8 protein-coding genes and 1 pseudogene are annotated in these 12,410 nt (G+C 70.0%); 3 read left to right on the forward strand and 6 right to left on the reverse strand.

All coding sequences use genetic code 11. The features are described from left to right. Nucleotides 1-13: 13 nt before the first annotated feature. On the forward strand, nucleotides 14-664 hold the full coding sequence (locus ACFY01_RS42950) for a helix-turn-helix domain-containing protein (RefSeq protein ID WP_390741211.1): 651 nt from the start codon (nucleotides 14-16) through the stop codon (nucleotides 662-664). Nucleotides 665-1,243: 579 nt separating this feature from the next. Here ACFY01_RS42950 and ACFY01_RS42955 read toward each other — a convergent pair. Then, nucleotides 1,244-1,681, reverse strand: coding sequence for an aldo/keto reductase (locus ACFY01_RS42955; RefSeq protein WP_390741212.1), 438 nt, complete (start codon nucleotides 1,679-1,681; stop codon nucleotides 1,244-1,246). 10 nt (nucleotides 1,682-1,691) lie between these two features. Between ACFY01_RS42955 and ACFY01_RS42960 the strand changes: the two genes are divergently transcribed. Together ACFY01_RS42960 and ACFY01_RS42965 are read left to right on the forward strand one after the other, a co-directional pair. Next, nucleotides 1,692-1,952 (forward strand): sigma factor-like helix-turn-helix DNA-binding protein, encoded by a 261-nt coding sequence (locus tag ACFY01_RS42960; protein ID WP_390741213.1) that lies wholly within the window; start codon nucleotides 1,692-1,694, stop codon nucleotides 1,950-1,952. Beyond that, nucleotides 1,949-3,319, forward strand: coding sequence for a hypothetical protein (locus ACFY01_RS42965; protein ID WP_390741214.1), 1,371 nt, complete (start codon nucleotides 1,949-1,951; stop codon nucleotides 3,317-3,319). Before ACFY01_RS42960 ends, ACFY01_RS42965 begins: the two co-directional genes overlap by 4 nt. A 225-nt stretch (nucleotides 3,320-3,544) precedes the next feature. Here ACFY01_RS42965 and ACFY01_RS42970 read toward each other — a convergent pair whose 3' ends face one another. From ACFY01_RS42970 to ACFY01_RS42990, 5 genes and pseudogenes are all read right to left on the reverse strand, one after another. Then, nucleotides 3,545-4,225: a hypothetical protein gene (locus ACFY01_RS42970; protein ID WP_390741215.1), complete on the reverse strand. Its 681-nt coding sequence runs from the start codon at nucleotides 4,223-4,225 to the stop codon at nucleotides 3,545-3,547. A gap of 352 nt (nucleotides 4,226-4,577) precedes the next feature. After that, complete coding sequence (locus tag ACFY01_RS42975; RefSeq protein ID WP_390741216.1) at nucleotides 4,578-8,759, reverse strand: caspase family protein; 4,182 nt, start codon at nucleotides 8,757-8,759, stop codon at nucleotides 4,578-4,580. Next, complete coding sequence (locus ACFY01_RS42980) at nucleotides 8,756-9,625, reverse strand: hypothetical protein (RefSeq protein ID WP_390741217.1); 870 nt, start codon at nucleotides 9,623-9,625, stop codon at nucleotides 8,756-8,758. Before ACFY01_RS42980 ends, ACFY01_RS42975 begins: the two co-directional genes overlap by 4 nt. Nucleotides 9,626-10,615: 990 nt before the next feature. Further along, nucleotides 10,616-11,986 (reverse strand): IS701 family transposase, encoded by a 1,371-nt coding sequence (locus ACFY01_RS42985; protein ID WP_390741218.1) that lies wholly within the window; start codon nucleotides 11,984-11,986, stop codon nucleotides 10,616-10,618. 136 nt (nucleotides 11,987-12,122) lie between these two features. Further along, nucleotides 12,123-12,407: pseudogene (locus ACFY01_RS42990) on the reverse strand (transposase); the annotation flags it as partial. Nucleotides 12,408-12,410: the final 3 nt, after the last annotated feature.

The raw sequence follows: 12,410 nt of genomic DNA on the forward strand, positions 1-12,410 counted from the left end.
AGGAGCGGGAAAGGTGGCAGTCGACGACGTGGACGGCACGCTGGCCGCGATGGGGTCCCGGTTGCGGGCCGCGCGCGAGCACCACGGCGCGACGCTCGCCGGTGTCAGCTGCGCGACCGGCATCTCGACCAGCACGCTGTCCCGGATCGAGACCGGCCGGCGCAAGCCCACTCTGGAGGTGCTGCTGCAGCTGTCGAAGGAGTACGGCGTCTCCCTGGACGAACTGGCCGGCACCGCGCCCGCCCCCGCGGCCGAGCCGCGCGCTACGGCGCCGCTGAGCTTCGGCGATGACAAGGCGGTGCTGCCGTTGACCCGGTACGTCGGCGGCCTGCACGCCCACAAGCACGTCCTGCCCGCTGTCGAGGGTCCGCCCGCGCGGCCGCGGCAGGTCTCCCACGAGGGCTACGAGTGGCTGTGCGTCCTGTACGGGCGGCTGTGGCTCGCGCTCGGAGACCAAGACCTTGTCCTGACTGCCGGGGACGTTGCCGAGTTCGACACCCGCACCCCGCATGGGATGGTGAACGCCGGCCCCGGCGGGCCTGTTGAGTACCTGATTATGTTCGGGCCCCAGGGCGAGCGCCTACGGCTGCGCACCCCTCCGGCCGTTGGCCGCGGGAACCGCCAGCCGAATCGCGCCCAGGCCGGCCGCGAAGAACAGCCGTAGGATCCGGAACCCGCTCCGACAAGACAGCGAAATCACGACCTGCACGTAGGTTCGCGGCCAAGGGCCGCCCAGATTCCTGGAACTCGCGCGCTACCGACAGGGCGGCACAGAAGGTCCGCCGCCAAGAGCAGGGCCACGAGTATGCAGAAGACCAGCTCATCGCGCTCGGAGCGCCGGTACCGCAGGCTGGCGGCAACCGGGCCGTCTGGCTCCGGGAGGCCTTGGTCGCGGCCGGGGCTCGCAACGTACGCCACCGCGGCGCTCACCGCTTTTGCGGACGGTTGTTGTGTGTTGCCGCTCAGCCGAGACACTACCAGGGCGATAGGGGCGCGCTGATGAATGTCGCCCGAAATGCCCGCCAGTTCGAAGCCTGACATGTGCGGTTTCTTCTATTTCGAGTGATCGCAATTTGTTGCGAGGAGCGCTATCTCTCAGTGCCGCGCCTGCAGCGCCGAGGTGTGCTCGCACTGGCCCGGAAGCCGGTGGAGCGCCCCGGCGCATCGTCCGGGGCGCTTGTTCGCCGATGGGCCGCGTTGGTGCTCCGGCTCGGCTGGCCGTGACGGGTGGAGTCGGCTCATGTCAGCGGCGTCGCTGGTCGGCCCGCAGCTCGAAGTCTCCGTAGCTGTTGTCGACCGGGTTGACCGTGACGCCAGGGGCGACAATCTCGTCGAGGACGTCCGTGGACAGGGTGAAGTCGGCGGCGGGCAGGAACGCCTCCAACTGCTCCATGGTCCGCGGTCCGATGATCGCCGAGGTGACCCCAGGGTGGTTGATGACGAAGGCGACGGCCAGCTCGATCAGGGAAAGGCCGGCCTTCTCCGCCAGGACGGCAAGCTGTTCGACGGCGTCGAGCTTGCGCTGGTTGGCGGGGGTGTTCATGTCGAAGCGGGCCTGCGGACGGGCGGCCGAGGCCGGGCCCTCGGTGGCATTCTTGCGGTAGCGGCCCGAGAGCCAGCCGCCAGCGAGCGGGCTGTAGGTGAGGGTGCCCATGCCGTGGCGGCGAACGGTCGGCAGCACGTCCTCTTCGATGCCGCGGACGCCTGAGCCGACGTCACTGCTGGCGCGCCCGGACGCCATCGCCGAGTGGGAGACCCGACACGACGCGCTGCCGCTGCTGCGCCGCCTTCCGCCGAGACAGCGTCAGGTCCTGTCGTGGACGCTGGCCGGCTTCACCCCCACCGACATCGCCGACCACCTCGGCCTGAGCGCCGAGACCGTACGCGCCAACCTCAAAAAAGCCCGCCGCACCGCAGCCGCCTACCTCAAGGGACGGGAGGAGGAACAGTGAACCAGCACCCGGACCACGACCCCCAAACGCAGTGTGTGGCGCAGTGGCTCGAGCAGCACACCGACGCCCTGGCCGACGCACTCGACGCGGCACTCGACATCGAAGCCGGCCTGCGCGAAATCCCGCTCCATTCCCGCCACGACACGGCCATCGACGACCTCGACACCCTCCTCGACACCGAAGCAGGCCTCGCCACCATCCTGCCCACCACACCTCAACGCCCACCGGTAAACCTGGATGACGCCCACGGCGTGGCGAACGACCATGCCAGCGCTGAGGAATTCCTTCGCTCAGTCAGCCCGGCGGAACGGATGGCCCTGCGCAATCACCCTGAGGTCAAAGCGGTCAGCCAGGCGCTCGCCCGTCACCGCTACTACTCTCTCTCCCGCGAGCCCAACCCCCTGCGCACTCTCGGCACCCTCCTCGAACTCGCTCGCGACCTCGTCCATGCCCTTGACGCTGATCTCCACCGTGCCGGCGAGCTCGGCCGCGCCCGCGACCTCACCGACGACCTCACCCGCAGCCTCAACCGCGCCCACGTCCGCCCAAGCGACGCCCGAGACCTCGCCCGCAACCTCGCCGACCTTCTCGGCACCACTCACGACCGGGACCTCGACCTCGATCGCGCCCGCGACCGGGCCCAGGACCTCACCCGCGTTCTCGACCGCGCCCACGACCTCAGCCGCAAGCTCACCCGCGGGCATGACCGCGCCCACGCCCAATCCAACCCCCGGGCCTACGCCCGCGTCATCGTCGCCGTCCGTACCAACGAAGTCTGCCGAGCCATCGGCTCGGCCATGCGCCAAAAGACACCCACCCTCGACAAGGCCTCAGTTCGCACGTTCCTGAACGACTTCACCACAGCCGACCTGCGCACCGCCGACCTGGCCGGGATCGACCTCGGCGGCGTGCGCTGGTCGCAGTACACAACGCAATGGCCAGTGACCTTGGAGGTCGAAAACCTCAAGGCTCGCTCGAAGGAGACCCCGCCAGGCAGAGGGACCTGGACCGTCCAGCCGGATCCGGCAACCATCCGCGACTTCGCCGACCGAGGATGCCCCCCCTCCCCCAAGGGGCGGGCAAACCAACTCGGTCCCGAATGCACCCGGCCACCCGCTGGGACTGGTCATCCTGGATACTCTGGCCAGTCACTGGGGCTACGCCAGGCCCCCGCGAGCGGGAAGATCGTCTGGGCGCGCGTCAACACGCCCGCACATTGGCGTGCTGTTGCCTGTGCGCAGGCTGCTGCGCCAAATCGTTGGCCGGCCGGTGTGCGGCGCGGCGCCGCCGGTTCCCGCGAATGCTGGGACGAGTCTCCTTGGCCATCCGTCCGACTCCAACGGCATAGTTCGAACAATATGCGGTGAACAGGTGTGGAACCCGCATGCCCGGCCTGCCCGCACAGGCAGGCCGGGTGTCGCCACACTGGATCGCGTGAAGATGCCCCGCGTCCCCTGCAAGTCGTGCGCACGCTCCGTTGCCCAATGCCCCGCAGGCCACCCGGCCTGGCCGCACGGCAGGGCAGCCCGGCGATGCGGCATCCATATACGGGCGGAGGATCGGCAAGTCAGCTGACAGGCGGCTTGTCCCGTTCAGCCCGCTGACGTGTCACCCAAGCAGATCCCAGCGTTGCGTAGCAGCGCTCCTTCGTAGGCCCGGGGCAGACCCCGCAGTTGGTGCGGCAGCTTTACGGCGGCTGGCGCGGCGGCCTGCTGAAGCTCGATAAGAGCGGTCTCGACGTCGGTCGCAGCGAGCGCCGCCAAGTCCAGGCCGTCGAGGACCTCTCCACCCGCCGGCTGGGGCGCGGAGCTCCGCAGGATGGTCAGGCGCGGTTCCTCGGTGTTCAGGCTGAACAGCACCGACGGCGTCCAGCTCACCGCGCCCGGCACGGGGCGGTCGAAGAGACTGTTTTTCACGGCGCCAACGATGCGCCATTCGACTACCGCCGTACACCACTCATGGTCACCGATGCGGTAGGTCTGCACGCTCTCGGCCGTCCCGAAGCTTGCCCCGTCCGTCCTCCACCACGGGGCCGGAACGGCGAAGGCCTGTCCGTTCTCGAGCGTGACAGTGCATCGGAACGCTGAGTTGAAGGGTAGCGGGATGGCGCTGTCGACCTCCATGACGATCGTCCTGGCAACAGCGTTGGACTTCAGGATGCGGAGCACGAGCGCTTCGTCCGTGTCGGTGGGTTGCGTGAAGTGGCTCGCCACGTCATCCATGCTGGTCAGGTGGATGAATCGGCTCTGCATGTGGACGATGTCATCGTTCATCGGGTACGGGTACTCGGTCCCGTTGCCGAAGTCCTTGGTGTTGGCACTGACGAAGATTGCCGGGCTGCCAGCAAAAGGCGCGGCGGCTGGTCGCGGCGGCGGCGAGATGCATGTGGTCGGTGGGCAGCGCGACGGTGGAGAAGGCCGGGAGGGCGATGGCGAGGTGGTGGGTGGTGGAAGCCGACGAAAAGAGCTGGCCAGGGGCGATGAAGGTGGAGCTATGGCTAGTTCCCACGGTTGGTCTGATCATTTCCCCAATCCCCAGTGACTTCTTCCGGGCAATTGGCTCGGCTCCGCCATTGAGGCCGCGGCGTCGTTCATATGAGGACCGGTCGGGGGCGGTAGTTCGGAATCAGTGCGGACTGCGCTGAGGACGTCGGCTGAAGACCGCTACGTCGCGGCCCATACTCAGCACAAGGTCACCCTCCGAGGTTAGGGCCACAGCACGCGGATCAGCCGCTGCCAGGAGAGCTGCGGATGCGCCGCGCCGCAGGTTCCATAGCCGCACCGTGTCGTCACGGCTGGTGGTGACGGCGATGGGGGTGCCGTCCAGCACGGTGCACGCCACCGCGGTCACCGGGCCGGTGTGGCCGGTCAGGGGCTCGCCGATCTGGGTGCCGGAGGTCATATCCCACACCCACACCGTCCCGTCGACGTCACCCGTGACGGCGACCGGGGTGCCGTCCAGCACGGTGCACGCCACCGCGAACACACCGTCGTCGTAGCCGGACAGGGGCTCGCGGATCTGGGTGCCGGAGGTCAGATCCCACACCCACACCGTCTCGTCGTGGCCGCCGGTGACGGCGACGGCGACCGGGGTGCCGTCCAGCACGGTGCACGCCACCGCGGTCACCGGGCCGGTGTGGCTGCTCAGGGGCTCGCCGATGGGGGTGCCGGAGGTCAGATCCCACACCCGCACCGTCTCGTCGCCGCTGCCGGTGACGGCGACCGGGGCGCCGTCCAGCACGGTGCACGCCACCGCATAAACCGAGCCGTTGTGGCCGGTCAGGGGCTGGCCGATCTGGGTGCCAGAGGTCAGATCCCACACCCGCACCGTCCCGTCGTCGCTGCCGGTGACGGCGACCAGGCTGCCCTCGAGCTCCGTGCACGCCACCGCGGTCACCAAGTCGTTGTGGCCGGTCAGGGGTTGGCCGATGGGGGTGCCGGAGGTCAGATCCCACACCCGCACCGTCCCGTCGCTGCTGCCGGTGACGGCGACCAGGCTGCCCTCGAGCTCCGTGCACGCCACCGCGGTCACCCCGAGGGTGTGGCCGGTCAAGGGTTGGCCGATGGGGGTGCCGGAGGTCAGATCCCACACCCGCACCGTCCGGTCGTGGCTACCGGTGACGGCGACCGGGGTGCCGTCCAGCTCAGTGCACGCCACCGCGGTCACCGGGCCGGTGTGGCCGGTCAGGGGTTGGCCGATGGCGGTGCCGGAGGTCAGATCCCACACGCGCACCGTCTCGTCGTAGTGGCCGGTGACGGCGACCGGGGTGCCGTCGAGCACGGTGCACGCCACCGCGGTCACCGGGCCGGTGTGGCCGGTCAGGGGCTGGCCGATAGTGGCTCTGGTGGTCAGGTCCCACACCCACACCACCCGCCCCGTCCCGTCGTGGCCGCCGGTGACGGTGACGGCGACCGGGGTGCCGTCGAGCTCCGTGCACGCCACCGCGGTCACCCCGAGGGTGTGGCCGGTCAGGGGTTGGCCGATGGGGGTGCCGGAGGTCAGATCCCACACCCGCACCGTCCCGTCGTCGCTGCCGGTGACGGCGACCGGGGTGCCCTCGAGCTCAGTGCACGCCACCGCGGTCACTCGGCGGGTGTGGCCGGTCAGGGGTTGGCCGATGGGGGTGCCGGAGGTCAGATCCCACACCCGCACCGTCCCGTCGTAGTCGCCACCGGTGACGGCGACCGGGGTGCCCTCGAGCACGGTGCCTGCTACTGAGTCCAGCGAGCCGATGCGGCCGGTCAGGGGCTGGCCGATCTGGGTGCCGGAGGTCAGATCCCACACCCGCACCGTCCGGTCGTGGCTGCCGGTGACGGCGACCGGGGTGCCATTCAGCACCGTGCACGTCACCGCGGTCACCAAGTCGTTGTGGCCGGTGAGGGTGTCGCGTAGGGGTGGGGAGAAGTCGGTCCCGGTGGCCCATCGTGGGGTCCAGTTGCCATGCGGGATGTGGTGGGTGAGTTGCTGGTGCTGGGTGGTGGCGCCAGCTCGTGCGGCGTTGAGGGCGAGGACTTGTCGTCGCAGAGCTGTGGGGGCGGTGGCGTGGACGTCGAGGGAGGTGCGGTAGATGGCTGCGGCGAGTCGGCCGGGTTGGGTGTGGGCGTGGTGCAGGTGAGGGGTGAGGCGGCGGGGGATGGCGTGGACGAGGTATTCGGTGTCGTTGAGGATGTCGTCGAGGCGCCGGGCTGCGGTGGCGTGGGTAGCGAGGTGGGTGAGGGTGTAGGGGTGGGCGCGGGACCAGTCGCGGGTGGCATCGCCGCGGTAGGGCACACGGTCGGTGAGGACGTCGGTGAAGGCTGCGTGCACCGTTTGCGGGTCGGTGTGCTCGCGTAGGTGCTCGGCGAGTGCGTGGTGGTAGAGCCGGTAGGCGGAGCGGCCGTTCTCGGTGGCTTCCACGACGTAGGAGCCGGCCGTGCGGCGCAGCCACAGCAGTTCGTCGTCGGTGTAGGTGCGGCCGGAGATCGTGGAGGCGAGCGGTGCCCAGATGTCTTCCCAGGGAAGGCCTTGTCCTTCGGCGAAGGCCAGCGGGCGAAGCAGGTCTGTTGCGCGTTGTGCGTCGGTGCCGAGGCGGCGGATGAGGTCGTCGCGCATGGCCTGTCCGGGCAGGCTGGGCAAGCTCTTTCGCCACGTGTGGTCGTGGGGGTCGGGGACGACGTGGTCGGCTGCGGCGAGGGTGCCGGCGGTGATCCGGGCAACGAGGAACGACGTGCCGGCCGCTGCGGCGACCGCTGCGGCGACGGGGCGGAGTGCTTCGGGGTTGCGCCGGTAGGGGGAGGTGCGGCGGGCTTCGAGGAGGGTGCGGATGGTGTAGGAGCGCAGGGCCTCGTGGTCGGCGTAGCGGGGGGAGTCGAGGTCGATGACCTCCTCGCGGCCGCCCGCCGTGTGCGGGGTGCCGAGGCGGTCCAGGAGGTGTGGGCGGGTGCCCAGCAGGAGCCGGATGCGGCCGCGGGAGTGGGCGATCAGCGGTCGCAGGACCTGTGAGCAGAGGGTGTCGGGTGTGGCGGCCTCGTCGAGTGCGTCGATGAGCACCGTGAACGGCTGCTGTTGCTGGCTGTTGCGGGTTTCGAGGGCTTCGAGGAGTTCGCCGACGGTGTCGGCGCGGACCTGGGCCGCGGAGGCCATGCCGTGCAGCACGTCGGAATCGGTGAGGCTCTGGGCGTAGATGGCGACGTCGACCGCGCCTTCGTCGGGCACCAGGTGGGGGGCGAGGCCTAGGGCGTCCACGGGGACGGTGCGGCGGCGTTCGGGGTGAGCCAGCGCGGCGACCAGGCCGAGGACGGCTGTCTTGCCTGAGCCGGGCCCGGCGGTGACCACCCGGCAGGCCGCACTGCCATCTGTGCCGGGATGGTCAAGCCAGCGGGTGAGATCGGTCAGTGCGGTGTGGCGGCCGCAGAACCACCAGCCTTGCGAGGCGTCGCCGTGGTAGCCCATGGCGCGCACCAGCAGGCGCGTGGTGAGTTCGGTGTCGCGACGGCGGGCCTGTTCGTCGAACTCGGCGGCCTGCTGGATGGCCAGGTCCACATCGGTCAGCCGGGTGCTGTGGCGGGGGTTGGCCAAGAACGCGGGCGGTTCACCGGTCAGCCCGACCAGGGCCAGGTTGATGCGCTGGTAGCCGGGCCGGTCGGGGTGGTCGTTCATCTGCTGCACCACGCTGGACAGCGACAGCTCCTGCGGTCCATGCCCGGCGGTGGCCCAGCTGCCGATGGCCTCGTTGAGGAGCTGGGGGAAGAGGCCGGCTTTTGCTTGCTGGTGGGGCTGGGCGGACGAGACGATCACCAGGCCGGAGCCGGTTGCCTGCCTCCACGTTGTGCTGATGCGCTCCAGCGCGGCCGCGGCCAGCTCGTTGCCGCCCTGGCCGGAATAGCACGTATCGAGGATCAGCAGCAGGCGGCGCAGCATGGTGTCACGCAGCATCGCCCGGGCCAGGTCCACGGTGGGCAGCGCGGTGTAGGCGATGTCGTCCGGGTCGGTGTCCCAGGTGTACAGCACGTGGTCGCCGCCGTCAGTAAGGACGTCCCCGTGCCCGGAGATATAGACGGCCAGCAGATCGTCCTCGCGGCGCTCCGGCGCCTTGCAGAAGGCCCGTAACTGGTCGGTCAGCTGTAACCGGGTCGGGTTCAGGCCGAGCGCCGTCTGATGCTGATACCCGAGCTTGTGTGTGAACAGGTCGATGACTCGTTCGCGGGCCTCGACCAGCCCCGGGCGGTCCCACCCCGGGCACTTGGGGTAGTGCGCGATGGCCGTGGCGATCAGGAACCTGCGCGGCCCATCACCGTCCCCAGCCGCGTTGGCCGGTGGGGTGCTCACGACAGGGCCCCGGCGATCGCCTGCCCGCACAGAGCATCGGTCAGGTACGCGGTCGCATCGTGTGCGTGCGAACCGTTGTGCACCCGCACCGAACGCAGGCGGCCACCGAAGAGGGGGCGGAGATCCTTCACCAGCGCCACGACATCGCCGTCGTCGGCGATGTTGGTCCACACCAGGTCTTCCCCGCCCGGCCACACGCCCCGCACCGCGCGCCCCGTCCCGAGCGGCGCCGGCTGGAGCCGGTGAAGGATCAGGTGTGGGATGCCCAACGGTGAGCCGATGGTGACCAGGGCCCGCACCGGGTGTCCGGGCCGGGCGCACAACGCCTCGTAGGCGACCACCGAGCCCAGGGAGTGGGCCACCACCACCCGGGTGTCCTCCCCGATGGCGTCCAGCACCCGGTCACGGGCCCGCGCCCGCAGCTGCGGGTCCATCAGGTAGCAGTGAACCTGTTTCAGGTCAAAGACCATCGCCCGCAGCGCGATGCCAGCGAAGAACCGCGACCCCGACAGCGCCCGCAGCGCAGCCTGCACCGACCGCGGCGTCGTCACGAGCGTATCGGCACCCGGAGGCACAACCTCCGGATCAGACTCGGCGGCCGCCTGCCACCACGCCAGCAGCAACTCCTGCTCGAAGCCGTCCTCGACATCGGCAGCGGTATAGAGCGGATCACCCACGGCAAGGAACTCCCCGGCCGGGCGGAACACGTCTCCGTAGAACGCCATCGCCACATCCGCCTCGGCCACGGCCCCTGCGGCTCCAGCCCGGCGCAGCCCGTCGGTCAGAGCAGGCCGCCACTCCTTCAGGAGAGAGTCCTCCCCCAGCAGCTGCTTGCCGATCCCGTGCACCCCTACGACACGCGCCACCTGCGTACCCCCCGGCACTCGCCCCAGCTACGGGAAGCACTGTAGAGGCCGGCGCGCATCCAATGAGGGCAAACGCGGCGAACACAGCCGCACTCGACCAGGCGAGGCGAACGCGGACTGGACGCCAGTGCAGTCGGCCATTTCGTCACCCTGTCCGCCGTATTTCGTCAGTAGCCCGGTGGAGCCGTCGGGTGCGGTGATGCGCAGGACGTCGCCCCTGGACAGGGGGCGGATGTCGGCGGACCAGTGCTGGCCGTGGTCGTCGCTGGTGTGACGGTTGCCGACGTGGAACGCGGCAGTGGGCGCTGGACGCCCGGTTGAGGGCGAACGTCAGGCGCAGTGGGGTGCCGTCGGGGTGGGTGGCTTCGGCGACTGCCTGGCCTGGGCGGTAGCCGCCCCGGTGGTCGTGGGCGGCGTTCAGGTAGGCGGTGACGGTGTAGGCGTCGCCGCGCGGGCCGCCCGCCTCGGGGGCGGGGGGCGGTGTGCCGGGCTGGCCGGTCCCGGCGGGCGTGGTGGCGGTGTGGGGGCAGGCGGCGGTGTGCGGGCGGATGGCGTTGATCGTCACGGCGGGAACTCCCGTCCTCGCAGGGGCTGGTTGACGGGCCAGACCCTGCGGCGGCAGGCGGCAAGCCCCACAAGACCGCGGCCCGGCACGCACAGCCTGAAACACCGGCCCGGCCCCGCGCGGCGCGGGGCCGGGCCGGCGGGGCGGGGAACGGCCCGGCACACGGGCGCACGCGCATCCCGGGGGTCCCGTCTCAACCAAGCTGCTCCAGCGCGACCGATGACGACACCCGATAGGTCTTACTTTGCGGCTGCCTCACAGAACAGAGCGGGAGGCCGAGCAGCCATATCAGGGGCGCCTTCAAGCTTCGCCGTGCTGTTCCGTCGCTCGCTCGTCGAGAGGCCGCTCGCCTAAATCATGCGCGTCCACGCAAGGAGCCACGAACGACTCATCTACCGGTAGTTCGTTAAATCCGGAGGTAGAGGTCAATGCCGTGTCCGGTGGTGACTGCGTCGATCAGCGCCTGGAGTTCGCAGGGTGGGTCGGTGTCCGTCCAGGCTCGCCACCATCGGGTGAGGGCGATGGCGGGGGTGAGCCAGGAGCGGATGGCCCGTAAGGCCCTTGGCCAGCAGGGCGGTTGGGGCTGGTGGGGTATGGCTGGGCCCCCTCTCTGGGCCCTCGTCGGGGCACGGGTCGGGCGCGGTGGCATCGATGGGTCCGGGTGGGGCGAACCATTGGTCCCAGCAGAAGGAGAAGGCGCAGTTGACCAGGGTCTGGTGGCGGCGGATGGCGCGGTCGGAGCGGACTTGGAAGTCGGCCCAGCCGAGTTCGTCCTTGATCTGTTTGTAGCTCTGCTCGATCCACGGCCGCAGTCCGTAGAGGCGGACGATCTCGGCGAGATCGGCTGGTGGGTGCGGGCTGGTGGTGGCGTGGGGTGCGTCGGGGTGGGGCAGGTTGGTGGCCAGGTACCAGGTGGCCTTCTCCGGCAGGCCGGCCGGGTCGGTTGTGGTCACGACCAGTCGGCAGGGTGAGTCAGGTCCGTAGCCGCCCAGGCGGGCGTCAGCGGCCCACCAGGTCTCGGTGTGCCCGTCGCGGAAGTGACGCTTCACGGGTGTCCAGTCGCCGGGACGCCTGGCATCGCGCCAGGTCAGGGCATGGGCGGCTTCGATGGGTGTGTGCGGCTGGTCGGCCCGGGCCCAGGTGCCGCGGTGCGGCTTGAGCGCGACCACGTAGGCCAGGTCGGCCTCGCGCAGTGCGAGATACCAGTCGTCGCTGACGGAGTAGGCGCAGTCGGCGACCACCGCCCGGCAGCCGAAGCCCGCCTCCTTCCCGCGGGCCGCGAGGGCAGCAGCCAGCTGCGGTTTCGTGCGGAAGGATGGATCCGAGCGGCCGCGGTCGAAGTGGTGGGCAGGGGTGTAGGGAGTCGCGTGCAGCGGGTAATACACGCGGCCGTCGGTCCACACCGTGGTCACCGTGACGATGCCGTTGTCCGTCTTGCCCAACCGGCCCAGCCACTGCCGGCCCACGTGCGCGGTCGCCGTGCCGTCCTTGCGGTCCCCGGAATCGTCGATCACGATCACCCCGCCGTCGTGCGGAGCCGTCGCCGACTGCTCGCGCAGCAGCTCAAGCCGCCGGTCGTTGACCAGCTCGGCCTCCCAGGGCGACTCGGACAGGAAGAACTGCAGCCGCTGCACCCCCGGCATCCCCGCACCCGCCACCGGCTCCGCCCCGGCCAGACAGGTGATCGTCTTGTTCCGCTCCTGCGGCGCCAGCAGCCCGGTCAGGTACTCGCGAAACCCCCGCCGCTGGGCCAGACTGAAGAAGAGGTCGTCGAACCGTGCCGCGTAGTCCTCCAACGGCCCCGGCGCAGGCGGACACGGACGGCGAGCAGTCATCTTCAGCCCCCAGCAAGGCACTTGACTCCTCCCACCGGCCTACGACCAACCCGACCTAACGTCAACCCACACCACCACCGGATTTAACGAACTACCGCTACTGACGTTGTCGCCGTGATGTCGTCAAGGTGAGGCCGGTTTCGGTGAGGCATCCGTTGATGAGGTTGCTGCGGTACTGGATCTGGCGGAGACCGCGTCGGAGCGTGCTGATGAGGTGGTCGGGGTCGGTGAAGGCGGTGTTGACCTGGCTGCTGCGCCGCAGCAGGGACCAGATGCCCTCGACGGGGTTGAGGTCGGGTGCGTAGGCCGGCAGGAAGTAGCAGGTGATCCAGTCGTGGGTGTCGATGAACTGCCGTAATCGGCGGTCCTTGTGGACGTTGAGGAT

It is taken from the genome of Streptomyces sp. NPDC001480, from assembly GCF_042894725.1.
Classification (GTDB): Bacteria; Actinomycetota; Actinomycetes; order Streptomycetales; family Streptomycetaceae; genus Streptomyces.